We start from the raw sequence: 25,545 nt of genomic DNA, 5'->3' as shown, positions 1-25,545 counted from the left end.
TGAAATGACAACACAAACGTATTTTTATATTGAAAAATACTACAACTCAGTAAGAAGGCATGGCACCCTTGGGTATAAAAGTCCCATGCAATACGAACAAGTTAATTAAACCCCGTGTCTACTTTATCGGGGTCAGATCACATCTCTTGTTGCCAATACCATACGCCTTAAGCCTTGAAGCTCTGGGTGAGAGACTATGCACTCAACAAGCCACTTACTCAAACCTTTGCCTCGATGGCTCTCTACTATGAATACATCAGCAAGATAGGCAAATGTTGCTTTGTCTGTTATGAGGCGGGCAAAACCTATTTGATAATCATGGCTATCATAGACACCAAAACTAAATAAGTTTGAAATGGCTGTTTCTAGCGTCTGCCTTGGTATTCCGGACGCCCAATAGCTTTTTGAAATAAAACCGTAAATTACTTCAAAATCGAGGTCAGTTTTATCTGTGCTGATTTTATATCCTTGCACCAGTATTCCTTTATGATGTTAACACCTGTTATTTAAGAGGATCAGTTTTAACAAAGTTACTAACCGATTGCTACATATATAATTAAAACGCTTTTTTAACAGGATATAGCCTACTGACACAAACACTACCACAACGTAAAACCATGACATTGTTATTAAATTTAACAATAATAGATTTGCAGGTTGTTCATAAGGGGCTTTAATACGCCCCTCTTTTTAATGAATTTTTACAAACGCTTTATGAGTTGATCTACTTTTGCCACAACAGGCCATGCTGAAGATTGAAAATTCCCCAAAACAACTAGAATATAGCCTTTTTCTTGATACATATTTAACCTTGCTGTCATGCCTAAATGGGACCCATTATGACCAACAGTTGTATTCCCTGCTGAACTTCTCACTGAGAAACCATATCCCCAGTTTGGTGCATTTAGCTCAGGTTTTGCTGATAAGGCTTTATTAGAGAGTTCACGACTTACTAGTTGAGCATTTTGCATTGCCATGGCGAATTTGTGTAAATCGCCTACAGTTGAATAACCTCCGCCTGCAGGCCCCCCTTTTACCGATTGAAACATCAAATTTTCAGTTACTTGACCAGTTTCGACAGAAAACCAATAATTACGGGCAGTATTTTTGACAGGCACATCTAAGTCATAACTTCCGCTTTGTTGCATGTTAGCTTTTTTATATACATTTTCATTTATGTAATCATAGTAATTTTCACCAGTTACATTCTCAATCACCTGACCAAGTAGAACCATACCCGTATTGCTGTAACGCCATTCAGTTCCGGGTTCAAATGTAGCATCAATTGAACTGAATAAATGTTGGATATCTTTAAGAGAGCGCACCTTATTTTGTATCTCGTCATAGCCAGAAATATTACCAATTCCTGATGTATGGCTTAATAAGTGTCGAATCTTAATTTTGCTAAAATCACCTTTCCCTAAAATGCTTTTATCAATAAATTTAGTGAGCGGATCATCAAGCGATACTTTGCCAGCTTCTATTAGCTGTAAGATAGCGACGCTAGTAAACATTTTGTTCATTGAGCCAATTTGAAACTTCGTTTCTAAGTTATTTTTCACATCATAGCGACGTGAAGCAAAGCCATATGCAGCGCTGAACAAAATGTCATTATTTTTAGCAAGTAATACCGTGCCAGAGAAACTACCTCTTTGCGCCAGTTTATCAGTATAGATTTTGATCTCTTCAATAAATTGTGACTCAGTTAAAGAGCCTTTTGAACCTTGGTTTTGTGGAGTTTCTTCAATAGACCACCCTGTTATTGCTTGTAATTGGTCATCATTAAAAAATAACACTACTTGATGCTGCATATCTGTATTCTTTGAATAAACTTTACTGATATGACGGATGCGATTAGTTGACGTATCAAGTTCTGTAGAAATAACACTCAACTCTCCATGAAAAAGCGCAACATTCATCGAATACCCAACATAACGGTCTTTACCTTTACCCTCCCAGCGTGCAAGAGAATTTGGCGAGAAGTTCTTTACTACAAATTTTTCGATCTCATCTAAATCTTTAGTGTTTAAAACCGTAATAAATTGACTTGCCAATTTGTTATAGTCTAACTCTTTCATTGCATGTGCTTTATGGCTAATAAAACACATAAAAAATATGAGCATTAGTAAATATCGCTTCACTTTACATTCCTTTTATTGTTTATTGAATAATATGGCGCTTGGCCTTTCGATACTTTTACTTTTGCGAATAACAAAAAGCGATGAAGTAGTGATTAAGAAAAGCTTAAGAAAAAATTAAGCTGAAAATAACTAATAATAACAAATGGATAACTATCAACTTGAGTGAAAGTAAATTATCAAAACAATTTTTTCTTAATGACTCTTTAGTTAATTTTGAGACTGGCGAAATTCAAACAGATGGTAAAGTTGTTGTTGTAGAGCCTAAGGTGATGGCACTTCTTGAAGTATTTTCGCAAAAACCACATCAAGTGTTATCAGCCGAAATGCTTTTTGCTAATGTTTGGCCAAAAGCTATTTTTAGTCCTAATTCAGTTCGCAGAAATATTGCTTTGCTAAGACAAGCGTTATCCGATGAAGAAAAGCACATTATAAAAACACACCCAAAACGGGGCTATAGTCTCGAGGCTGAAATACGTTTTCCTGATGAAAAAATGAGCACCCCATTAACAAAAATACATCAGATAAAAAATACAAAACTAGCACTCTTAATTATCCCTGCTTTGTTTATCATTATCTTCCTTTTCAATTTCCTTAACGAAGATAAACAGATTTCTTTAGAAGATCTTAAGCCTATTACTGCAAGCAATGAAAAAGAGCGTTACTTACAAGTTAGTCCTGATGGGCGTTTTATGGCTTACATACAAAATACCAATCGTCCTAATAAGCGAAGGCTTTTAATCAAAGATTTACAATTAAATTCATATAAAGAATTAAGTACAGACTTAAAAGCGTTTACCTACCTTGCATGGGATACAGATACAAATACGCTTGTATATTCGTTTCAAGATGAAGGGAGTATTTCATTCAATCGACTGCAACTAGATACAGAAGCGAACGTGATCAGCGAAGAAAAACTCTTTTCTCGTACAGATATAACCTGGAACAGCTTGTTTTTTATAGATGAACAAGAAAACCTTTTCTATTTAGCAAATCAAAACAGTTCCGAACACAGCCGTAATGTAAGCCTATATCGACATAACTTAATTACTGGCCATTCTTACGAAATTCTTCAACCAAGTGATGATTTCAAGCCCTACAAGCTCGCTTTATCACCTAACCAGAAACAATTAGCGATAATTGGCTTCAATGAAGATGCAATCTCGGAGGTAAAACTATTAAATTTATCGAGTTTTAACCTTGAATCAGTCGGTGAAATTGATCATAACTGGCACTTTATGACTTGGTTTAACGATGGTGACTCTTTGTTATTGAGTAATGGCAGTGAGTTAAAACAACTTGAATTAAACGGCCAATTAACGACTCTTAATTTTAAAAGCTATAACTTTTTGATTTATCCACAAATCGTTAAGGACAAATTGTATTTTATTGAGGCTAAGTCTGATCAAGATATTTTGATTAGCGCTTTAGATTCACTCTCTACTCCAATAAAAATCGTAAACTCTAATACCATTGATAAAGAAGCTGCACTTTCACCTGATGAAAAACTCATCGCCTACATGTCAATGAAAAATGGACTTCCACAACTTTTTATTAAACATATTGAGACTGAGGAAGAACAATTATTGTTCGTTAACACTGAGCAAGAATATGCTTTATCAAAACCAATATGGGACCACTCTGGAACACGTATCGCAAGCAGTATAAATAACAAACCATTTCTTATTGAGCTAGAGGAAGACCAGTTCGCAATCGAATGGTTAAATGGAATCATTGGGTATCCAATCGGGTGGTATAAACAGTCAGATGCTATTTTGTTTGTTGATAAGAACACTCACAATGATGAAATAGTTAAATTTGATTTAGTTACTGACGAAATAGTGTCATTAAAAACGAAATTGAAAGATAAAGATATTTTTTTAAATCATAACGACGAATTACTGAGTTTTTCAAGTGGCCAAGTAATGACTGCTTCTGGTACCAATCTATTTGATAATACGCATTTTATTTCAAGCATTTACCCAATTAAAAATGGCTTCTATCTTCAATACAAAGAAAACGACTCTAGGACAATGAATTTTTACGATTATGAACTTGGTGTTCAAAATTTAAGTATTGATTTTAAAAAGTTTTGTGCGGATTTATGTAGTCAAATAACTGCTATAAGCGGTAACACTATCTTACTCAAAGAACAAACTGATACAGCAGATATTTTAGTTTTGAATATTACTTTAAATAAATAGCTTCAATCGTAACTAGCTGATCTAGAGTAAGTGTTTTCAACCAAACTGATAACATCAATACAAAAATAGCATTCACAAAACAAAGCTTATTGTGTTTGATAGTAATTTTCAGACACTCTCCTCTCTAATTTTCCCTACTAAATCGCTGAGAATTGAGTAATTACTCTATAGATTAAATTTCTTCATCTATCAGTTTTAATTTAATCGTTTGTTTAGCTTATAGGAATATTTTAAAGTTCACTCGTTGGCAAGAAACACCAACTTTTTCAGAGGAAAACTATCATGTTAAAAACACTTGTAAAAACTATTGCACTTAGCTCTTTATTAACTTGCTCAGCGATGGCAGTAGCCGATCAAGCTGATTACAAACTGATGGTTATTGAGCAAGCTCAATCTAACGACAATGCAACTAGCCAATACGAAACTGCCTTCAACCGCTGTGCATTAAGCGTTAAAGAAAAGAATTTTTCAGAAGCGGAAAGCCTGTGTACACAAGCAATTTCTCTTCTAAGCACAAGTAAAGTACCAGGTTACAAACGCCGTGAATTAACATCGTTTGCACTTAGTAACCGTGGTGTTGCACGCATCATGTCTGAAAACGATACTGCTGCTCTTTCTGACTTTTATGAAGCAGTGCAAATTTCTAGAAACGAACTTGTTAACCACAACTTAAGCCGCGCAAAACAAAACCTAGCGCTGTAAAAGTTACCCCAACCAAATTGTTGTCGAAAGCCCGGTTCTTGTGTGTTCTGACCGGGCTTTTTTTCGTCTAAAATATCTGCGTTATAGAATACTTTTCTTCACCTTATGGGTGCGATTATATCGTTTGTCAGTTTTATATCCTGTTTTCTAACTTTATAGAGTAAGCACAACGCTTACGCAAACAAGGAGAAAACAATGTTTAAATTAAATCTTAAACCCTGCGTTTGGTTAATATTATTTGTTTGTTCAAATTTTGTATTCGCCAACAACAACGACTTTAAACTCATGGTTGTTGACGATAACGCAAGCTCAAAAGCAATTATGCAAGGCAACTTTGCTAATTCTTTAGAGACAATGAACGAAGCTAACAACTATATCGTGCCGTTTAACCGCTGTGTTGCGGGTGTGAAACTAAAACAGTTTGATAAAGCTGAACAAGATTGCTCGCAAGCAATCGCGATGCTAAAAGAGGTTAATGCTCCACATTATAAACGTAATGAGCTGACGTCTTATGCATTAAGTAATAGAGGCATTGCTCGACTAATGGCAAAAAATGATACAGCGGCCATTGCTGACTTTTATGAGGCTGTGCAGCTTAATAATAATGAGCTTGTGTCGTTTAACTTAAATCTTGCGAAACAGGAATTAAAATTGTGGTAATAAGTCATCAGGCTAAAAGAAAACCAGCCATGTCGGCTGGTTTTCTTACATCAGTTACCTTTTAAGATTTATCTCTTGGCACAAAATCAAGCACTGTTGCATTAATGCAGTACCTGTCTTTACCTCTTGGCCCTTCACCAGGGAACAAATGACCTAAATGAATACCCGAGCTTTTTGATTTAAGCTCAATACGTTGCATGCCATAGCTGTTGTCTTCATGCATAGTTACACTGTCTTTTACAGGATGAGTAAATGAAAGCCAGCCAGTGCCTGAATTAAATCTATCTCGGGTATCAAAAAGCGGCGCTCCACTTAGCTTATCAATAAAAATACCGTCTGGTGTATTTTTAAAGATATCGTATTGCTTACAAAATGGGCTGTCTGTTCTGGCATGAAACGCCACTCTAAAGGCTTCACTGTCACCTAGTTTAAATGCCCCTAAGGCTTTGTAAAACTCACCTTTGCTAACATAGCCTTGGCGACCAAAAACCTCTTCGCCATTTTCTATAAATAATAACGTGGGTGTTGCCCAAGTCGGCGTTTTAATCGTTAAGCCATCAAGTTGATCAGCATGACGGAATGTCATAGGTATCGAGCCCATGTACTCATTAGCGACCTCTTTTTTAAACTTTTCACAGTATGGGCAATAACCTTTAGCATCTATCACTACAATTTGCTTACCGGTCAATAAGGCTGTGTTATCAACCTGCTGTTTTTCGACTGGTGTGAATACAACGCCCGTTGAATGATCAGGGCAATAGCCATTAGGGTTTTTCTTTAAATAATCTTGGTGATAATCCTCAGCGGCATAAAATGCATCAAGGGGTTTTATCACAGTCACAATCTTGCCGTAGCCTGCTGCGGTTAATTTGCTTTGGTATTCATCTTTAAGTTTATTGGCAATCTCGAGTTGCTCATTATTACTTACCAAAATTGTTGAGCGGTATTGAGTACCAATATCATTACCTTGACGATTTAGCTGAGTTGGATCATGATTTTCAAAATAATGCTTTAAAAGCGATTGAGTTGTTAACTCGTTACTGTTGTATGTCACTTTAACAACTTCTGCATAATTGTTTTTATCAAAGCGTCGAGAGCTACGTGTTATGTTCTTGTAAGTCGCTTTAAACCCATGCCCATCAGCATAGCCAGATACCGCATCCAATACACCATCAAGTGCTTCGTATCGTTTTTCTGCTCCCCAAAAGCAACCCGAACCAAGCACAATGGTTTCAATATGCCCTGTCGCGTTATCTGGCATTGTTTCAGCTTTAATTGGGCTGGTGGTAAAAATGGCACTGCAAGTGAATAGTGTCAGTAACATCGACTTAATTGTCATACTAATTTCCTCTTAAAAGCCTGTATTTAAGACAGACCGAGCATAGGTATTAATAATTTCAACTTAAACGCATGCAAACAGCGATTCACCGCTAACAATTTAACTCTTAACCTTATTTACGGTAAAACACAGCTTTTTAACATTGGGATATTAAAAAATGAAAATTGCACACAGCTTATCTGCTATTGCATTAGGATTAACACTTGCTACGCAAGTGAATGCCGCAGAGTTCACTTTTGCAAAATCAATTAAACCGAACGACAACACCCTAGTTTTATTTTTAGATACAGATAGCCAAGTTGCTAACTTTAATTATTTAAAACCAGAAACCCAAACTCACCTAAATAAAGTCATTGAATTTAGTGACTTTAAAGCAGGCTATGGCAAAACGTTAGAAGTTATCGCACCAAACGGTAGCGACCATCAACGCATCTTACTTGTTGGCTTAGGAGACCAGCCAAAACTAGATGCAGCAAAAATGGCAAAACTAGGTGGTAACGTTCACGCTAAATTGCAGTCGGCTAAACAGGCAAATGTTAGCCTTGATTTTTCAGAGCTAAAAGACAGCGCAATCAATGCTAAATATGCAGCAGAATTTGCACATGGCGCAAATTTACGTGACCACCGTTTTGAGCAATACAAAAAAGAACAAGACAGCCATGTTGTTAACTACACATTAGATGTTGAGAATTTAGACCAAGCGGTCAAAACGCATAAACTACTACAAAGCATTGAACAAGGTGTATTTTTAGCACGTGACTTAACGTCTGAAGTTGCAACAGAAATGACGCCGGTTGATTTTGCTAAAGCGGCAAAAGAGCTTAAAAAGTTAGGTGTTAAAATTACTGTTTTAGAGCCTAAACAACTGAAAAAGCTGGGCATGGGTGCACTTGAGGCGGTTGGCCGTGGTAGTGAAGAAGGTGCACGTTTAGTGGTTGCTCATTATCAAGGTAATAAAAATACCCCTATTGCGTTAGTGGGTAAAGGTATTACCTTTGATTCTGGTGGTTACAGCCTTAAAACAGGTGCTTCAATCGCCCGCATGAAATCAGACATGGCAGGTGCAGCAGCAGTATTAGGTACTGTCAAAGCAATGGCACTGGCTAAGGCCGACACAAACGTTGTTGCTGTTATGGGCATGGCAGCTAATATGGTATCTCAATTTGCTGTCGCGCCAGGTGATGTCGTAAGAACAGCCGAAGGTTTAAGCGTTGAGATTGTAAATACAGATGCTGAAGGCCGTTTAGTATTAAGTGATGCAATGTGGTATGCCCGCGACAAGTACAAGCCAAGTATTATGGTTGATGTTGCTACCCTAACCGGGTCTAAAATTCGTGCTGTAGGTAATGACTATGCAGCTGTGTTCTCTGACGACGATACCCTTGTAGAGCAACTAACTGTTGCTGGTAAGCAAGTAAACGAAAACCTATGGCGTTTACCTCTAGGTTATGAAGATGCGTTAAAGTCAGACATTGCTGATCTTAAAAACATCGGTTCACATGGCCCAGGTGCTACTACAGCAGCGAGTTTCTTACAAAACTTTGCCGGTGACACACGTTGGGTTCACATTGATATTGCTGGTAACGCTCTAAACTCTAAAGCAAAAGATGAATTAGCTGAAGGCGGTACAGGCTATGGCGTACGTTTACTATCTAATTGGTTATTAAATAACGCACAGTAATTAGGCATTGCACTTTATCAAGTGGTTATAAGCTACTATAGCCACTTGATTGTCTTGAGTTTTTCTAATTAACACTAAAGACACATTTACATCATCAACAAACAGCCTATATGCTAATAAGCATTAAGGGATAATAATAAGATTGATACGCAATGACGACGACCAATGGTACACCTAAAATTATGGCGCTCACTACGCATAGCATCTTTTTTGATGCCTATGAAATAGCAAGCGACACACTGACTACGCAAAAGAAAATATGGGCATTAGCACAATATTGCCAAAGCAGTGATGACTTTGTTGATGTAGTCCCTGCCAATAATAATTTAACGCTTTATCTAAAAGAGCCCGCTCAACTTGCTGGTTGGCTGCCACGATTACTAGAACAATGGCACGAACTTAAAGCCACTGACTTTAACTCACGTCATCATAAACTTGCAGCTCGTTATGGTGGTGAATATGGGCCTGATATAGCGCATGTTGCTAAACATCATAATCTTTCTGTTGATGATGTTGCTCAAATGCACAGCAGTGCCAAATACCACGTGCTTTTTTTAGGCTTTAAGCCCGGTTTTGCTTATTTAGATGGTTTAAATCCACAACTTTACACACCTCGTCATGCTGAACCAAGGCTCTCTGTTCCAAAAGGTTCTGTTGCTATCGGCGGCGATCAAACCGGTATTTACCCTGAAAGCTCACCTGGTGGCTGGCAAATTATTGGTCATACAGATTTTCGTCTGTTTGATATCAATGCAGCCTCGCCTTGTGCTATTGAACCCGGTGATACTTTAGAGTTTGTTATTCAGGAGGTGTTAAAATGATCACTATCATCAAACCTGGCATGCAAATGTCTATACAAGATCAAGGCCGCACAGGCTCTCGGCATTTAGGCATTGGTCAATCAGGGTGCATAGACCCTTACGCTCAAGTTATTACAAACCGTTTAGTCGGCAACGACGATAACAACCCCGTTATTGAGATCACTTTGGGTCTGGCCGAGATTCAGTTCGATAACGATTACTACATTGCTCTGCACGGCACAGATATGAAAGCCACAGTAAATGGCAACCCTGTTGATCCTGGCTGGAGCTTTTACATAAAAAAAGGCGATGTATTAAAGTTTAATGCGGCGCGTCATGGTTTTAGAAGTTACCTTGCTATTGGCGGCGAGTGGCATTTACCTGAGCCCATTTTAGATTCTTATTCTACTGATATATTAGCGGGTTTTGGTGGCTTAACCGGTAAAGCACTACAGGCTGGCGATAGTTTTGATATAACGCCAAGGTACAATACCAAAGTTGGCTTAGGCGCGATGCTACCACCTAAAAGTACACAAATTCGTATTCATGCTGCACCACATGCAGCACTGTTACCAAAAGACACCATCGTTAACTTTATAAATCATTCTTGGCATGTATCGCCTAATAGTAACCGCATGGGCACAAGACTATTAAGTGATGAATGTGATATCAGCCATGATGTTTCATTACCCTCTATGGCTGTAGCTCCTGGCTGTATTCAGCTTCCGCCAAACGGTGAACCCATAGTGCTATTAAACGATGCGCAAACAACGGGTGGTTATCCATTGCTCGGCACTGTGATCGAAGCGGATCTTCGTCATTTTGCACAATTAAAGCCCGGCGATTTCCTTCACTTTAAGTTTGTTACACTCAACGAAGCCCACGAGGCACAAGAAAAGCTCACTGCGCACTTAAATCAACTTGCGATAGCGCTAAACTATATTAATAAATAGCGTTAATTTATTGATGTTTAAAAAGCGAGCAAAGAAAGTCTTTGCTCGCGTTGCCTTCATGGCTTGTCTATACATTTAAAAAGGTAAAAATCCTACACATTCCTTTGCACCAAAGCTGTGCAGAGAATTTAGTAACAAAAGCCTCTATTCCACACTCATTATGATCCAATTTGTACAAATCAAGCATTTAAACTGCTCACCCTTTAACCACTTACCCCATACTGGTGCAAAGAGGTAACTGCAGGTGCATATTTTATTCTCAATTAATTAAAAAACCTGTGTGACTTAGGTAATTATTTCTGTTAAAACAAACATTCGCAGTTATATAAATTCTGTTAACTGCGCACATATTTGGAATGAGGAGTCACTATGTGTTCAATTTTTGGGGTATTAGATATTAAATCTGATCCCGCTCAATTGCGTAGCCAAGCAATTGAGATGTCAAAACTATTAAGGCACCGCGGGCCAGATTGGTCTGGCGTGTATTCATCAGATAAAGCTATTTTAGTGCACGAGCGTCTAGCGATTGTTGGCGTATCGAGTGGTGCACAGCCTTTGTACAACCCTGAGCGAACAAATATTCTTGCTGTTAACGGTGAAATTTATAACCACAAAGAGCTAGCTGCTAGCTTAGAAACTGATTTTACTTTTCAAACTCAGTCTGACTGTGAAGTTATTTTGGCTTTATATAAACAAAAAGGCCCTGAGTTTTTAGATGATTTAAATGGTATTTTCGCCTTTTGTTTATACGACGAAGAACAAGATGCCTACTTAATTGGTCGTGACCATATCGGGATTATTCCGCTTTATACGGGTCATGATGAGCATGGTAACTTTTATGTTGCCTCAGAATTAAAAGCACTTTCGCCAATTTGTAAACATATTGAAGAGTTCCCTCCGGGTCATTTCTTGTGGAGCAAAGATGGTCAACTTCGTAAGTATTACAGCCGTGATTGGCAAAGCTATGACGCAGTTAAAGACAACGAAGCTAAATCAAGCGATGTTAAAGAAGGCCTAGAAGCAGCTGTTAAACGTCAATTAATGTGTGACGTTCCATATGGCGTTCTATTATCTGGCGGTTTAGATTCATCTGTTATCTCTGCTATCACACAGCGTTTTGCTGCAAAACGTATCGAAGATAATGACGAGTCTGATGCTTGGTGGCCAAAACTGCATTCATTCTCTGTGGGTCTTGAAGGTTCACCCGACTTAGCAGCTGCGCAAAAAGTAGCTGATATGATTGGTACGGTTCACCACCCTATTCACTTTACTATTCAAGAAGGTATTGATGCCCTACGTGAAGTGATTTATCACATCGAAACGTACGATGTAACAACTATTCGTGCCTCAACACCGATGTATTTAATGGCGCGCCAAATTAAAGCCATGGGTATTAAAATGGTGTTATCGGGCGAAGGTGCTGATGAGCTATTTGGTGGTTACCTTTATTTCCACAAAGCACCAAATGCGCAAGAGTTCCACGAAGAGCTTAACCGTAAAGTTTCTAAACTACATATGTTCGATTGCTTGCGTGCTAATAAATCAATGGCAGCATGGGGTGTTGAAGCGCGTGTGCCATTCTTAGATAAAGAATTTGTAGACGTAGCAATGCGTATCAACCCAGAAGCGAAGATGTGTAAAGACGGTAAAATCGAAAAACACATTATTCGTGAAGCGTTCGACGGCTACCTGCCAGACGAAGTACTTTGGCGTCAAAAAGAGCAGTTCTCTGATGGCGTAGGCTATAACTGGATTGATACTTTAAAAGAGTATGTGAACGAACAAGTTAGCGATCAAGACCTTGCTAATGCTAAATACAAATACCCGATCAATACGCCTGATTCTAAAGAAGCGTATTTCTATCGTAGTATTTTCGAAGAACACTTCCCTGGTGATGCCGCCGCGAAATGTGTTCCGCATGGCAAATCAGTTGCTTGTTCTACTCCTGAAGCGCTTGCTTGGGATGCATCATTCCAGAACAATGCTGACCCTTCAGGTCGTGCTGCTGGTGTTCATAACGACGCTTACAAAAAGTAGTAACTTTGTGCTGCAAGCCCTGTGTTTGCAGCACTTTCCTCTCAATTGAAATAATTTGCTTTGAAATAATACTGTCATCAAATTATTCCATTCCCGACCCAATTTGTTCACAATTCCAACAAAAAACGTAAAAAACTGCATTTATTCGGCTGTTTAGGGACAAAACCATTTACATTTTTTTTCGAACTCCTACACTAAAGACTAAACTTTGGTACAAATTTAATTAGTCTACAAACTATTTTTGGGTTTGATACGTAAAAATAAGATAGTCAAGCTTGTGCCAACCGGCCGTTTAGCTCTCTGCTAAATATAATCACAACAAGAGGTATTCATGAGCGAACATCATGACAAGTACAGTATCGACAATACCGACTACACCGTCGGACAGGACAATGTACAAAAATGGGGTTTTGATGTGCATAACCCTGTATTTGGCATTAGTGCTGGATTAATTGCCCTATTCTTAGTGGCAACACTTATTTCAGATGCTGAAACAGCGAAAACAACCCTAAATGGTATTAAGAACGACATTATTAATAACTTTGATGGCTTTTTTATGTGGTCAGCAAACTTATTCGTATTGTTTTGCTTAGCGTTAATTGTTTCACCATACGGAAATATCCGCCTTGGTGGTAAAGAAGCGCGTCCAACTCATTCGCGTATTTCTTGGCTTGCAATGTTATTTGCTGCAGGTATGGGTATAGGCTTAATGTTCTGGGGCGTAGCAGAACCTGTTGCCTATTTTACAGGTTGGTATGAAACACCACTTGGTGTTGAAGCAAACACGCCAGAAGCTGCCAAACTGGCAATGGGTGCAACTATGTTCCATTGGGGTTTACATCCTTGGGCAATTTACGCCGTTGTTTCGCTTTCACTCGCATTCTTTTGCTATAACAAAGGTTTGCCGTTATCTATTCGTTCAATTTTTTACCCTATTTTAGGTGACAAAGCGTGGGGCTGGCCAGGCCACCTTATTGATATTCTAGCTGTACTTGCCACTCTATTTGGCCTTGCAACGTCTCTTGGTTTAGGCGCGCAACAAGCAGCTGCAGGTATTAACCATGTATTTGGTACTGATAGCGGAATAGGCTTACAAATTGGCGTTATTGTAGGTGTGACGTTACTTGCTGTTATTTCTGTTGTCCGCGGTATCGACGGCGGTGTAAAACTACTTAGTAACGTAAACATGCTTATTGCTTTTGTATTGCTTGTATTTGTTGCACTTGTTGGTTTTTCTGCAGCATTTGGCAACCTTCCTAATACAGTAATGGGTTATGTTGAAAACATTATTCCATTAAGTAACCCACATGGTCGTGAAGATGAAACATGGATGCATGGCTGGACTGTATTCTATTGGGCTTGGTGGATTTCATGGTCACCGTTTGTAGGTATGTTCATTGCGCGCGTATCTGAAGGCCGTACAATTCGTGAGTTCTTAATTGCTGTATTACTAGTTCCTACTGTTGTGACTATCTTCTGGATGTCAATTTATGGTGGTATCGCTATTGAACAAGTTATTGATAAGGTGGGTGTACTAGGTGAAAAAGGCTTAACTGATGTACCACTAGCTATGTTCCAAATGTTTGAAGCCCTGCCAATGTCACAAGTGCTTTCATTCATTGCAATTGTGCTAGTACTCGTGTTCTTTATTACGTCATCTGACTCAGGATCATTAGTAATCGACTCAATCACTGCCGGTGGTAAAGTTGACGCGCCAGTGCCACAACGTATCTTTTGGGCAACAATCGAGGGCGCTATTGCAGCTGCACTTGTTTGGATTGGTGGCACACAAGCAATCGAGGCCTTACAAGCCGGCGCCGTATCTACTGGCTTGCCGTTTACCTTTGTATTGCTATTAATGTGTGTGAGTTTACTCCTTGGCTTACGAACAGAACCAAGACACTAAACACGCCTTTAAATAATAAAAAACGCCGCATTTTTGCGGCGTTTTTTATTTATAAGCTTTGCTCAAATTCAAATACCCAATAAAAGTCGTTGCTACGAGCGCTATATAAGTAATTCGCTTAGCGGCGTATCTGGGCGGTAATGGTAAGCTATTTGCGCTTGTAGCAGCTCTGCGGTGGCTGTAGCATCATTGAGCGCATTGTGGTTTTGATACGCTGGTAACGAATAACGAATGCGAGAGTCAGCTAAGCGCACAGAATCAATCTTAGAATTAAACAATCGCCCGAGTAACCCCTGCTTTGCTTTGAGTGCTCGCGTTTCCAGATCAAGCGTGTCTATAACGGCAAATTCAAGCCCTTCACCTAAGCGAGCTTGCAACGCTTGATATAAAAAGTGCCGTTCAATAGGCGCAAAATGAACCACAATCACTTTGCCTTTTAATGCTGCTAACAAAGGCTCCATAATCGTTGAAAAATCAGGTGCATCGCTCACTTCTGAGTGAGTTATACCATGAATAACAATCGACTCTTCAGCAAGCTTACGCCTTGGTTGAACAATCCAATGTTGGCTATCTTTACAAAAAATACGCTTGGTATTAAATGGGATTAAACCAACACTGACTATATCGTCATTTTGATAATTTAGACCGGTTGTCTCAAAGTCAAGCGCTACGAAAGGAACATCACTAATTGGTGTGCTTAAATCACAAATAGCTGATTCATAAAACGCTTTAATCAGTGGCTGTTTGCTCTGTGCTAATAACTGTTGATACCGAGTCGGCCAATCAAGTTTTGCGCCTTGTTTTGCCATTACTTCATCCCTGTGTTGGCAGAGTATCTGAATTTAAGGAAGCTCTGCGCTTTATCTAAAATGGCAAACGCTTCTTTAAGGTTTCGCTGCTCAAAAGGAGAAAGTAAATGAGGCTCTAAGTCGTTATCTGGCGCTTCATCAAGCTTTTCTATTTGCCATGCTTGGTGTCTTATTCTGATCATGGCAATGTACTCTAAGGCGTCTCGTAAATCTTGTGCTTTACCTTCAGGGAGTAGTTTTGCTTCGATAATATCTTCTAAACGCTCGAATGAATTTTGTTTACGACTGCCTATCGCTAATGCATGCACGCGTATTACATCAGATAAAGGTGCAGTACCGCGGCGTTTTAAGTTCATAGAGCGCTTGTGTTGGCCATTATGCTCTAACACGAAGTCTTTAAAGAAACCTAAAGGCGGTGTTCTGTTACGTGCGTTAGCGGCGAGGTTAGCTAAGAAACGCTTATTCTTGCGCCCTTCTGTTGCGATAAAGCGTTTGAGCTCATCGGCCCATTTGTTTTTACCGTAAACACCGTCTAAATCAAAAAAGATCGAGCTATGTAATAAAGCCTGCGGTTTAGGTTCGGCCATCCAACCTGCAAATTGTTCTTTCCACTGCTCGCGTGTTAAACGCCACTTTTTAAATGACGCCATAATTTCGCCTTCACAATACTTATAGCCACATTCAGCTAAACCATCACAAACAAAATCAGCCAAATTCTGAAAATACTCGTCATGTAATTCCTCGTTAAAACTATTATCGAGGATGATGGCGTTATCTTGGTCGGTCACAATTAATTGCTCATCACGCGCCATAGAACCTAAAGCGATAAAGCAATAAGGAACTGGCGGCGGGCCAAACTTTTCTTCAGCTAAATCAAGTAAGCGCTGTTTGAAGGTTCGGCCTATAACAGCCATTGCAGTACCAATCATGTGAGAGTTAGCGTCTTCGTTAACCATGCGTACAAACACATTAGGCAGCTGCCTTGCATAGTGAGCTAAATCTTCAACCGATTGCTGAGCTAATATGCCGCGTACTAACAATAAGCTACTTTGCGATTCGTAGCGTAAAATATCTGATAACGAAATAACGCCAATCGGCTTTTTCTTAACGACTACAGGCAGGTGGTGAATATTATCTCTGAGCATTGCAAGCACGGCTTCAAACACATACGCATTGCTATCAAGCAATACTAAGTCTTTTTGCATTATTTGCGCGGCAGGCGCTTCGTAACTTAACCCTTCAGCAATAACACTGGTACGTAAGTCACGGTCGGTAATGATGCCAACTACTTGGCCGTCGTCGTCATCAGGATCATCACTGATTGGTTTATCGGCATCAGTAACCAGTACAGACGATACCGACTCTTGCGTCATCAATTGCGCAACCATTTGCACAGAGGCATCTTTTGCCACAGTGACAACATCACGATGAAGAAGCGACTTAACCTTAGCGGTTGTTAAATCGTTGCTGTCAGCCTGTTCAACAATTGCTTGGTGAAGGCGCACATTACCATCAGCTTCAAAGAAATCGGCGAATACTTCGTACTCATCACAAAACTCGTTAAACAACTTAACATTGATGCAATAAACTAAGGTATCTTCAAGCGCCTTTGCCGGAAACCGCACTTTACGGTTCATAAGAAGGCCCATTGAACCAAAAATACCACCGATAGTTAAACGGTTGTATAAGTCACCATCACGGCGATACATTTCAACAGCACCACTGCGTATAACATATAAATCAGCGATATCTTCGCCATAATTTAATATTTCAGTGCCTGCGCGAAAATAAGCGATTTCGATTTGTGCAGCGAGTTTATTTACCGCCTCTTCAGGAAGATCATCAAAAGGGGCATGATCAGCAAGAAATTGGGCAATATCGACGTGTTCGGCTTGCATACGCGTACCTAGATTAAACCATTTGATTTAATTGTGAGGGTAATTGGCTATTTTTTCAAAGAAAAAATAGCCAATAAAGTAGGATTAAGCCTTTTCTAACTCTTCAGCCAGAAGTTTCGACTCATCTCCCCTTGGTTTCGTAAAGCGGGCTAAACCAAGATAAATAACAGGCGTTAAATAGAGGGTAAATAACACCGCAAGTGCTAAACCGCCAAATACTACCCAACCAATGGCGTTACGAGCCTCAGCCCCTGCACCGGTAGATAAAATAAGTGGTAATGCACCCAATAAGGTTGAAACTAGCGTCATCGCGATTGGGCGAAGACGAACCAATGCGGCCTCTTCTACCGCAACTCTAACCGAGCGGCCTTGGTCACGTAATTGGTCAGCAAACTCCACTAGCAAGATGGCATTTTTAGCAATTAGACCAATCAGCATCACTAAACCAATTTGCGAGTAAATGTTTAATGATGTACCTGTCAAATACAGCGCTAAAATTGCAGATGTAATGCCAAACGGTACGGTGATCATAACAACGATTGCGCTATTCACACTTTCAAATTGTGCTGCCAATACCAGAAGAACAATTAAAAAGGCCAGAACATAGGTTACTAATACTTCATTGGCAGTTTCTTCAAAGGTTAATGCCTCACCTTTAAACGCTAAGCTGATGCCAGCAGGCAGAGATTGCTCTGAAATATCACGAATTTTTGTTACCAGCTCAGCAATAGTTACGCCCTCTGGCATTTCCATACTCAGTTCAATAGCACGGCGCTGAGCATGGCGCTCAAGCTCAGCGGCAACACCTTCTTCTGTAATGGTTGCCACACTACTCAGTGGCACTAACTGACCATTGCGGCCACCAACATACAAGTTAGCTAAATCGCTAGGGTTAGTGATAGTTTGGTTTTGTGCTTGCAGCATAATCGGGATTGATTGGTCACCAATGTTTAAATCGGCAATATCATCACCATTGATTGCAGCACGTAACGTTACTGATATATCACTGAGCGATACACCGAGCTCTTCAGCACGACGTCTATCAATATTAACGCGTAATTGTGGCTGTGACGGCTGATATGAAATACGTACAGGTGCTACTTCTGGCACTGCTTTTTCTATTTCAGCAGAGAAGTCTTGAGCGGCTTTAAATATCTCGAGGTAGTCTTGGCCCAATAAGGCAAGCTCAATACCACCGCCTTGACCACGCAAGTTCAAACTATTTGAACCACCAGGGTAACCAGCCGCACCAGGAATATTACCTAAAGGTTCACGGATTTTATTGATAATTTCTTGCTGACTAAAATGACGTTCGTCCCAATGTTTTAGCGGCACAGTAATAAATACAATGTTTGGATCCCATTGCCCAACCACAGTGTAAATCGACTCAATATCACCACTTTCAACATACGGCAGTAAGATATCTTCCATTTGCACTGCTTGCCTGTCCATAAAGTTCAAGCCAACACCATCAGGACCACGGGCAAAAATACGAATTTTACCGCGATCTTCTGTTGGTAATAGCTCGTTATCTAAATTGAAATACAGTGCCCCAGAGCCTGCAGCAACCAACAAACATGCAAAGAAGGTAAGCCATGCATGTTCAAGTACACCATGTATTGTGCGCTTATAAACAGCGGCTAACACATGGCCAACTTTTGCAAATGGATGAAAACCGCCCTGCTTTAATTTCAGTTTTGATGTCAGCGCAGGGACCAAAGACAGCGCTACAAAGCTTGATATGATCACAGCGCCAGCTAATACACCACCAAACTCTCTAAATAGTCGCCCAGCTGTTGATGGTAAAAACGCAATTGGCACAAACACCGCAGCTAATACGGCGGTTGTTGCCACAACAGCAAAGAATACTTCACGTGTACCAACCACTGCAGCTGCACGGCGACCAAGACCTAAGCCCCGCTGACGTTGAATGTTTTCACTTACCACAATGGCATCATCTACAATTAGGCCAGTAGCTAACACGAGTGCAAGCAAGGTAAGAATATTAATTGAGAAACCAAGCGCCCAAATAAGTGCTAAAGAGCCAATTAATGCCACAGGTATCGCAAATGCAGGAACCAGCGTTGCGCGCCATGAACCAATAAATACCCACAGTGTGATCACCACTAACAACACGGTTAGTAACAAGGAGTTAATAACTTCATCAACTGAGCTTCTGATAAACTGCGCATCGTCAGAGGTTAAAGTAAATTCCATTTCAGGAAAACGCACTCGCATACGCTCGATTAAAGTTAGCACTTCATCAGAAATTTCAATGGTATTAGATTGCGCCTGACGAATAATTTCCATGCCAATCACAGGTGTACCATTAAGCCTTACGAATGAACGCGGATCAGCTGGGCCAAAGTAAACAGCCGCAACATCGCCAATACGGGTATCATCTCGAACTATGATATCAGCTACTTGTTCAGCAGAAATTGACGTTGCATCAGCACGAACGATTACCTGTTGATCGCTTGATTTTAAACTACCCGCAGGCACATCAAAGGGAGCTTGACGAAGTACTTCGGCAATATCTGGTACGGTAAGGTTAAAGCTGCTTAGCTTAAGTGGGTCGATGCGCACTCTAAGAACCCGTTCGCGGTCGCCATTTAAACGAACATCGGCAACACCAGGAATGGTTAAAAACTGCGGGGCTAAGTCAACATCAACACGCTCTGTCAACGCCTCAAGGGATAAGCTATCACTTGATACCGTTAACGATACAACCGCTTCGGCGTCGTTATCGGCTTTAATAATTGATACCCGTTCAACTTCTTCGGGTAATTCTCTCTGCACACGGGCTACCGATTCGCGTGTTTCGTTTGCAGCATCATCTAAATTAACACCAGGGCGAAACTCAACCACGATACGAGCATTGTTTTCTTCACTTTGCGCACGAATCGACTTTACACCACTTACCCTAGCAACCGCCCCTTCGAGCTTACTAGTTACTTCGGTATCTACGGTCTCCGGTGAACCACCAGGGAAAGACGCTGATACAGTAATACGTGGTCTATCGACATCAGGAAGCTCACGTACTTCAACCCCTGCTATTGCAGCAATACCGGCGATAATAATGAGTAAGTTAAGTACCACAATTAAAACAGGGCGACGTATCGCCATTGATGGTAAGTCTTCCATCATAGGTTGCTGTTTCATCATTACTCCTTGGCTAGCTGCACTTCATTGATGAAATTAAGCTCTTGATTAGGTCTTAAGCGCTGAACTCCTTCTGTCACCAATAAGTCACCTTCGTTTAAGCCTCCAGAGACTAGTAAACGCCCAGCTAAACGCTGCTCAATTTTTACATCAACACGAGTTGCTTTTTTATCGACACTCTTCCATACGTAAGGGCCTGCTGCCCCCCACATCATTGCAGCTTCGGGTACTACGGCAAGCTCTTCACCTAGAATATTTATGTGTACACGAAAGCTCATACCCGGCATAAATTGTTGGGCATTATTATCAAGTTTGGCTTTTGTTCTAAGAGTGCGGGTTTGCGCATTGATACGCGAATCAAGCTCTGCCACCTGAGCAATGTAAGCTTTATCGCCTAACCAAGGAACCACTTCGACCGAAGATTTTTGTTTAAGCACTGAGATAGCGGCCTCTGGGGCATTAAAGTTGATATAAAGCTCAGAAATATCATCGATAGTCGCAATGGCTGTTTGGGTTGTGATCCTATCGCCTACTTCAACGTCAGTTAAACCCATAACACCACTAAAAGGAGCACGAACTTCGCGGTCTTCACGCTCTGTTTTCGCTTGCATTAACTGGACTTTTGCAAGCTCATAAAGTGTTTTCGCATCATCTAAATCACTTTGTGGCACCGCACCACGAGCGTGGCTTTCTTCAAGCCTTTTCATGGTGCGCTCAGCATCTTTTAAAGTAATTTCGGCTTCGATCAACGCTGCTTTTTGTCTACGTGAATCAAGCTCTAATAGTAAGTCACCTTTGGCAACGTTATCGCCTGGTTTAAAGTAAACAGCGGTGACTCTGTCCCCAACGGCTGGGTAAAGAGTGACTGAGTGAATCGCTTCAGCATTACCCACTGCTTTTATCTGTTGTTTAGACTTTTCAACAGACACTGATTCTACAACTACATTAGCCGCCTCTGCGACGGAAACACAACTAATACAGGCAATTAAAGTCCATGTATGTAATTTGCCAATTGTCAAAATTTCACCTAAATAAGAATCGTTTTAATTGTTACGAAGTGTAACAGCTTTGTGATCAATAAAAAGCTGACTTCGTTTAATAAACAATTAGCCAAGGTGAAATAAACGCATACATCGCATGTGTTTTCTAATTAGAAACGACAATGTGATGAATCGACCTCTTTTAAGTGTGCTTCGCTTGCTATGGTTACCTCTACACAATCAGATTGATCAGTTATTTGTTCCTTTTGAATTAGTGTAAAACTACCTTCTTGCTCTGATCTTAATGAATACTCAAAAGCTTCATTACTACCTTCTGATATAGCAGTTACTAGGCCGCCAACAAGTGCCCCTGCAACTGCCCCTGCAATCATCTCTTCGTGGTTGCCATCTAACTGATCAACAAAACCAATTGTAGAGCCTGCTGCTATACCCGTTTTAACGTTGGATGATAACTTAACCGGCTGAACCGATGTCACTTTTGCATAAAAGCGTTTAATCATCACATTTTGGTCGGCTCTATCTACCCCTTGTGTCGCGCAGCCACCTAAAAATAGTAAACCTAGCAGTAATTTATTCATTCTATTCTCATCCCATCAGTATAAAAGCTTAAGTTGGATACTATTCCTAACATCAGTTAGAGACTGTTTAAGATGTGTAAAAAACTGTGTGTAGCAAAAACGAACAGACATAAAAAACCCCAGACTATGCTGGGGTTTCTATCAATTCATAAAGCTAAGAATTACTGTTGGCGCTGCGCTTCTTTTTGCGCTTTTTTAGCTTCTTTACGCTTACGAAGAACTTTTTGCGCTTCGTTACCGATGTGACCTTCACCACGCGCCTGTGCTAATTCGATTTGCTTTTGACGCTCAGCAAAACGTGCGCGTTGCTCTTCTGTTAGGCTGTCGTGACAGTGATGACACGATACACCTTCCATGTATTCAGGCTTTTGCTTTTCTTCTTCAGTGATAGGCATACGACATGCATGACATTGGTCGTAAGAACCTTTTTGTAAGTCATGATTTACCGCAACACGGTTATCAAATACAAAACACTCACCTTCCCACATGGTTTCTTCTTTTGGTACTTCTTCTAAGTACTTAAGAATACCGCCTTCAAGGTGGAATACTTCGTCAAAGCCTTGCTCTTTCATGTACGCAGTTGATTTTTCACAGCGAATACCACCGGTACAGAACATAGCAACTTTCTTGTGCTTTTCTGGGTCTAGGTTTTCTTTTGCCCATGCTGGAAATTCACGGAATGTTTTAGTGTTTGGATCAACCGCATTTTGGAAAGTACCGATCTCAATTTCGTAATCGTTACGCGTATCGATAAGAATCACTTCTGGGTCTGAAATTAATGCATTCCAATCAGCTGGTTTTACGTATGTACCCACTACTTCACGTGGGTCGATACCTTCAACACCCATAGTTACGATTTCTTTTTTCAGTTTTACCTTAGTACGGTAGAACGGGCATTCGTCATCGTATGACTCTTTAGTCACAATGTTGTCTAGGTTTGGTTGTGAATCTAACCATGCAAGTAGGTTATCGATACCTTCACGTTTAGCAGAAACAGTACCGTTGATACCTTCAGCCGCAAGTAACAAAGTACCGCGTACTTCATTGTCTTCCATTACTTTAAGTAGTGGTTGGCGGATCGCTTCAAAATCAGGAAGGGCTACAAATTTGTAAAGTGCGCAAACAACAAAGTGCTCGCTAGTTACATTGTCTTTATGAACAGCAGTCATGGTTTTACCTTTTGCTTTAAATGCCCATGTGGGGCGTTAACCGAATCGCAAATCCGGCGCATTGAGGGCGCGTATTTTACGCGAATTAGTGATAATTGCAAAAACTGATGCGAAATAGCTGTGTTTTTACTGTCTCCAAGTGAGGCAAGTGCGTTATAATGAACAGGATTTACAAATTTTGCTCATCGGAGATTACGCATTGCATTTTACTGAACTTGGGATTGATACACGCCTCGAAAAACAACTTGCGCATCAAGGCATCACCCAGCCCACTGACATTCAAGCTCACGCGGTACCAACAGCTATCGCAGGCCATGATATTTTTGCACAGTCAAAAACAGGATCGGGCAAAACGCTGGCGTTTTTATTACCTGCTGTACAGCGTGTAATGAAACAAAAAGCACTCAGTAAACGCGACCCTCGCGTTTTAATCGTTGCGCCTACCCGTGAATTAGCAACCCAAGTGTACAGCCAATTAAGGCTATTAATCGCCGGTACAAACATTAGTGCTGTAAAAGTACTGGGTGGTGAAAACTTTAATGACCAAATTAAAGCACTGCGTAAAGACCCTCATTTTGTAGTGGGCACACCGGGTCGTTTAGCTGACCATTTGAGTCAACGCTCATTACAGCTTTCAGGCTTAGAGCTGTTAATTTTTGATGAAGCTGACCGTATCTTAGATTTAGGCTTTACCGATCAAGTTAAAATGATCAACGAGCTTGCTGATCACCGTTTACGTCAAACGTTATTGTTTTCAGCAACCCTTGACCATGCACAAGTTGATGCCCTATCACGTAACCTTTTACGTTCACCAAAACAAATTCTGTTAAGTGCATCAAACGAGCAACATAGTGACATTACTCAGCAACTTTATTTAGCTGATCATCTAGATCACAAAGAAGCCCTACTTGAGCACTTTGTAAAACAAGACAATGTTGGCCAATGCATTATTTTCACCGCAACACGTGCAGATACTCAACGTTTAAGCCAGCTATTAAATGATAAAGGCTTTAAAGCGCAAGCGCTTGCAGGTGACTTAACACAGGCTAAGCGCCTTGAAATTATGGACGCCTTCAGCCGTGAAAACTTTAAAATCTTAATCACCACCGATGTTGCGTCGCGTGGTCTTGATTTATTGAGCGTGACTCACGTAATTAACTTTGACCTCCCAAAGCATGCTGAAGAATATGTGCACCGTATTGGCCGTACTGGTCGCGCAGGCTTTAAAGGCACCGCTATTTCGTTAGTAGGCCCGAAAGATTGGCCAAGCTACAAAGCAATTAAAGCATTTTTAAATGATGAATTAAGCTTTTTCACCGTTGACGGCCTTGTTGGTAAATTTAAAGGTCTGCGTGAGAAAAAACCAAACACAGTTTGGAAAAAAGCAGAGAAAAAAGTGGCTGCTAAACCTGCAAAACCAAAACGCAAAGCAGCCCCTAAAAAGCCTAAAGCCCCTATTCAAGCACCAATTGATGTAGATGGTTTTGCTCCAATGCGCCGTAAGAAAAAGCCAGAACAGGAATAACAATGAGTATTTTAGGAACCACACAAACCCTTTTCGTTAAAGAAATGTCTAACGAAGGTGCTTATTTAGATGGCCGTGATTTAGGCGAAGTATTCTTACCAAGCAAAGAAATTGATTACGATCTAGAAGCTGGCGACAGCGTGCAAGTATTCATTTACTTAGATCACGCAGGTCACCCAACCGGCACTACTAAAAAACCTTTAGCTGAAGTGGGCGAATATGCCCTACTACGTGTTAAAGCAATTAATAGCACTGGTGCGTTTTTAGATTGGGGTCTCGAAAAAGACGTACTTGCGCCATACAACGAACAAAAGCCAAAAATGAAAGACGGCTTTTCTTACCTTGTACGCTTATACCTAGATAACGCCAGCCAACGTATTTGTGCATCGAGCAACTTTAATAAGTTTTTATCGAAAGAAGAACCAACTTACTCTGTAATGGAAGAAGTTGACTTAATCGTTGCCGGTAAAACAGACTTAGGCTACAAAGTACTCGTAAACGAAGCCCACATTGGCGTTGTTTATTACAACACCGTATTTAAAAAACTATTTGTTGGCCAGCGTTTAAAAGGCTTTATTCAAAAAGTACGTGAAGACGGCAAAATCGACGTACTACTTGAAAAACCAGGTATGGGTAAAGTAAACGACTTAGGCGAAAAAATATTAGCTAAATTAAAAGCCGAAGGCGGCGTACTTCACCTAGGTGATAAGTCAGACCCTGAAGCAATTAAAAAGACTTTCTCAACCAGTAAAGCAAACTACAAAAAAGCCATTGGCGGTTTGTTTAAGCAAGGTTTAATCGAGATTGAAGCAACGTCGATTAGATTGAAATAAGTTGCGAGTTGCGAGTTGCGAGTTGCGTATATGGACTCCCCCTGTAAGGCAAGAAAATTCAAAGTGTAATTTGATAATAGCAAGTTCACGTATATTCGGCCTTATTATGGGGAGCTACCCCGAGACCTGAATGGCTTAATCCACTGTATT

General features: G+C 40.3%; 19 protein-coding genes and 1 pseudogene. 11 read left to right on the top strand and 9 right to left on the bottom strand.

The window, feature by feature from the left end; all coding sequences use genetic code 11:
• Positions 1-4: 4 nt before the first annotated feature.
• Positions 5-109, top strand: coding sequence for an IS3 family transposase (locus WA256_RS20100; protein ID WP_138602026.1), 105 nt, complete (start codon positions 5-7; stop codon positions 107-109).
• 32 nt (positions 110-141) lie between these two features.
• Here WA256_RS20100 and WA256_RS20095 read toward each other — a convergent pair.
• A pseudogene (locus WA256_RS20095) lies at positions 142-474 on the bottom strand (GNAT family N-acetyltransferase); the annotation flags it as partial.
• 227 nt (positions 475-701) lie between these two features.
• Positions 702-2,078, bottom strand: coding sequence for a serine hydrolase domain-containing protein (locus WA256_RS20090; RefSeq protein WP_335993118.1), 1,377 nt, complete (start codon positions 2,076-2,078; stop codon positions 702-704).
• Between the two features lie 221 nt (positions 2,079-2,299).
• Between WA256_RS20090 and WA256_RS20085 the strand changes: the two genes are divergently transcribed.
• The 3 genes from WA256_RS20085 to WA256_RS20075 all read left to right on the top strand — a co-directional run bounded on the left by WA256_RS20085 (position 2,300) and on the right by WA256_RS20075 (position 5,704).
• Positions 2,300-4,342 carry a winged helix-turn-helix domain-containing protein gene (locus tag WA256_RS20085; protein ID WP_335993116.1) on the top strand — a complete coding sequence of 681 codons (2,043 nt, stop codon included), beginning with the start codon at positions 2,300-2,302 and terminating at the stop codon, positions 4,340-4,342.
• A gap of 282 nt (positions 4,343-4,624) precedes the next feature.
• A complete protein-coding gene (locus WA256_RS20080) occupies positions 4,625-5,044 on the top strand; it encodes a hypothetical protein (RefSeq protein WP_335993114.1) in 420 nt (139 codons plus the stop codon).
• 195 nt (positions 5,045-5,239) lie between these two features.
• Positions 5,240-5,704, top strand: a complete 465-nt coding sequence (locus tag WA256_RS20075) for a hypothetical protein (RefSeq protein ID WP_335993112.1) — start codon at positions 5,240-5,242, stop codon at positions 5,702-5,704.
• 61 nt (positions 5,705-5,765) lie between these two features.
• Here the strand turns inward: WA256_RS20075 and msrA are convergent, their stop codons facing one another.
• A complete protein-coding gene (msrA, locus tag WA256_RS20070; RefSeq protein WP_335993110.1) occupies positions 5,766-7,043 on the bottom strand; it encodes a peptide-methionine (S)-S-oxide reductase MsrA in 1,278 nt (425 codons plus the stop codon).
• Between the two features lie 157 nt (positions 7,044-7,200).
• On the opposite strand from msrA, the gene WA256_RS20065 reads away from it, so the two are divergent.
• The 5 genes from WA256_RS20065 to WA256_RS20045 all read left to right on the top strand — a co-directional run bounded on the left by WA256_RS20065 (position 7,201) and on the right by WA256_RS20045 (position 14,420).
• A complete protein-coding gene (locus WA256_RS20065; RefSeq protein ID WP_269407993.1) occupies positions 7,201-8,724 on the top strand; it encodes a leucyl aminopeptidase in 1,524 nt (507 codons plus the stop codon).
• 152 nt (positions 8,725-8,876) lie between these two features.
• The gene (gene pxpB / locus WA256_RS20060) at positions 8,877-9,545 is read left to right on the top strand and encodes a 5-oxoprolinase subunit PxpB (RefSeq protein WP_335993107.1); all 669 of its coding nucleotides are present in this window, start codon (positions 8,877-8,879) and stop codon (positions 9,543-9,545) included.
• Positions 9,542-10,477 carry a biotin-dependent carboxyltransferase family protein gene (locus WA256_RS20055; protein ID WP_335993105.1) on the top strand — a complete coding sequence of 312 codons (936 nt, stop codon included), beginning with the start codon at positions 9,542-9,544 and terminating at the stop codon, positions 10,475-10,477. Before pxpB ends, WA256_RS20055 begins: the two co-directional genes overlap by 4 nt.
• A gap of 369 nt (positions 10,478-10,846) precedes the next feature.
• Positions 10,847-12,514: an asparagine synthase B gene (asnB, locus tag WA256_RS20050; protein ID WP_199529653.1), complete on the top strand. Its 1,668-nt coding sequence runs from the start codon at positions 10,847-10,849 to the stop codon at positions 12,512-12,514.
• A gap of 331 nt (positions 12,515-12,845) precedes the next feature.
• Positions 12,846-14,420, top strand: coding sequence for a BCCT family transporter (locus WA256_RS20045; protein ID WP_063527756.1), 1,575 nt, complete (start codon positions 12,846-12,848; stop codon positions 14,418-14,420).
• A 101-nt stretch (positions 14,421-14,521) separates the two neighbouring features.
• On the opposite strand, the gene WA256_RS20040 is transcribed toward WA256_RS20045, so the two are convergent.
• From WA256_RS20040 to trhO, 6 genes are all read right to left on the bottom strand, one after another.
• On the bottom strand, positions 14,522-15,229 hold the full coding sequence (locus WA256_RS20040) for a 3'-5' exonuclease (RefSeq protein WP_335993101.1): 708 nt from the start codon (positions 15,227-15,229) through the stop codon (positions 14,522-14,524).
• Complete coding sequence (locus tag WA256_RS20035) at positions 15,229-17,127, bottom strand: DUF294 nucleotidyltransferase-like domain-containing protein (RefSeq protein ID WP_062564445.1); 1,899 nt, start codon at positions 17,125-17,127, stop codon at positions 15,229-15,231. Before WA256_RS20035 ends, WA256_RS20040 begins: the two co-directional genes overlap by 1 nt.
• 84 nt (positions 17,128-17,211) lie before the next feature.
• Positions 17,212-20,289, bottom strand: a complete 3,078-nt coding sequence (locus WA256_RS20030) for an efflux RND transporter permease subunit (protein WP_335993097.1) — start codon at positions 20,287-20,289, stop codon at positions 17,212-17,214.
• A 2-nt stretch (positions 20,290-20,291) separates the two neighbouring features.
• Positions 20,292-21,308 carry an efflux RND transporter periplasmic adaptor subunit gene (locus tag WA256_RS20025; protein WP_414628175.1) on the bottom strand — a complete coding sequence of 339 codons (1,017 nt, stop codon included), beginning with the start codon at positions 21,306-21,308 and terminating at the stop codon, positions 20,292-20,294.
• A gap of 131 nt (positions 21,309-21,439) precedes the next feature.
• A complete protein-coding gene (locus WA256_RS20020) occupies positions 21,440-21,868 on the bottom strand; it encodes a hypothetical protein (RefSeq protein WP_062564447.1) in 429 nt (142 codons plus the stop codon).
• 161 nt (positions 21,869-22,029) lie between these two features.
• Positions 22,030-23,037 (bottom strand): oxygen-dependent tRNA uridine(34) hydroxylase TrhO, encoded by a 1,008-nt coding sequence (gene trhO / locus WA256_RS20015; RefSeq protein ID WP_335993095.1) that lies wholly within the window; start codon positions 23,035-23,037, stop codon positions 22,030-22,032.
• A 199-nt stretch (positions 23,038-23,236) separates the two neighbouring features.
• Here trhO and WA256_RS20010 point away from each other — a divergent pair, with 199 nt between their 5' ends.
• Entirely contained in the window at positions 23,237-24,562 is a 1,326-nt protein-coding gene (locus WA256_RS20010) for a DEAD/DEAH box helicase (protein ID WP_054551932.1), read from the top strand.
• Between the two features lie 2 nt (positions 24,563-24,564).
• The gene (locus WA256_RS20005) at positions 24,565-25,395 is read left to right on the top strand and encodes a CvfB family protein (protein WP_335993093.1); all 831 of its coding nucleotides are present in this window, start codon (positions 24,565-24,567) and stop codon (positions 25,393-25,395) included.
• Positions 25,396-25,545 lie beyond the last annotated feature (150 nt).

Source organism: Pseudoalteromonas sp. CH_XMU1449-3, assembly GCF_037027245.1.
GTDB lineage: Bacteria > Pseudomonadota > Gammaproteobacteria > Enterobacterales > Alteromonadaceae > Pseudoalteromonas > Pseudoalteromonas shioyasakiensis.
Note: the sequence above shows the minus strand (reverse complement) of the source record. Positions and strands in the feature narration are given on the sequence as shown.

Excerpts from the sequence above, each read along its gene's own strand:
- WA256_RS20045 (WP_063527756.1), top strand. The coding sequence starts at position 12,846 with ATGAGCGAACATCATGACAAGTACAGTATCGACAATACCGACTACACC.
- WA256_RS20075 (WP_335993112.1), top strand. The coding sequence starts at position 5,240 with ATGTTTAAATTAAATCTTAAACCCTGCGTTTGGTTAATATTATTTGTT.
- WA256_RS20100 (WP_138602026.1), top strand. The coding sequence starts at position 5 with ATGACAACACAAACGTATTTTTATATTGAAAAATACTACAACTCAGTA.
- msrA (WP_335993110.1), bottom strand. The coding sequence starts at position 7,043 with ATGACAATTAAGTCGATGTTACTGACACTATTCACTTGCAGTGCCATT.
- asnB (WP_199529653.1), top strand. The coding sequence starts at position 10,847 with ATGTGTTCAATTTTTGGGGTATTAGATATTAAATCTGATCCCGCTCAA.
- WA256_RS20080 (WP_335993114.1), top strand. The coding sequence starts at position 4,625 with ATGTTAAAAACACTTGTAAAAACTATTGCACTTAGCTCTTTATTAACT.
- WA256_RS20040 (WP_335993101.1), bottom strand. The coding sequence starts at position 15,229 with ATGGCAAAACAAGGCGCAAAACTTGATTGGCCGACTCGGTATCAACAG.
- WA256_RS20065 (WP_269407993.1), top strand. The coding sequence starts at position 7,201 with ATGAAAATTGCACACAGCTTATCTGCTATTGCATTAGGATTAACACTT.
- WA256_RS20035 (WP_062564445.1), bottom strand. The coding sequence starts at position 17,127 with ATGCAAGCCGAACACGTCGATATTGCCCAATTTCTTGCTGATCATGCC.
- WA256_RS20055 (WP_335993105.1), top strand. The coding sequence starts at position 9,542 with ATGATCACTATCATCAAACCTGGCATGCAAATGTCTATACAAGATCAA.
- trhO (WP_335993095.1), bottom strand. The coding sequence starts at position 23,037 with ATGACTGCTGTTCATAAAGACAATGTAACTAGCGAGCACTTTGTTGTT.
- WA256_RS20020 (WP_062564447.1), bottom strand. The coding sequence starts at position 21,868 with ATGAATAAATTACTGCTAGGTTTACTATTTTTAGGTGGCTGCGCGACA.
- pxpB (WP_335993107.1), top strand. The coding sequence starts at position 8,877 with ATGACGACGACCAATGGTACACCTAAAATTATGGCGCTCACTACGCAT.
- WA256_RS20090 (WP_335993118.1), bottom strand. The coding sequence starts at position 2,078 with ATGAAAGAGTTAGACTATAACAAATTGGCAAGTCAATTTATTACGGTT.
- WA256_RS20005 (WP_335993093.1), top strand. The coding sequence starts at position 24,565 with ATGAGTATTTTAGGAACCACACAAACCCTTTTCGTTAAAGAAATGTCT.
- WA256_RS20030 (WP_335993097.1), bottom strand. The coding sequence starts at position 20,289 with ATGAAACAGCAACCTATGATGGAAGACTTACCATCAATGGCGATACGT.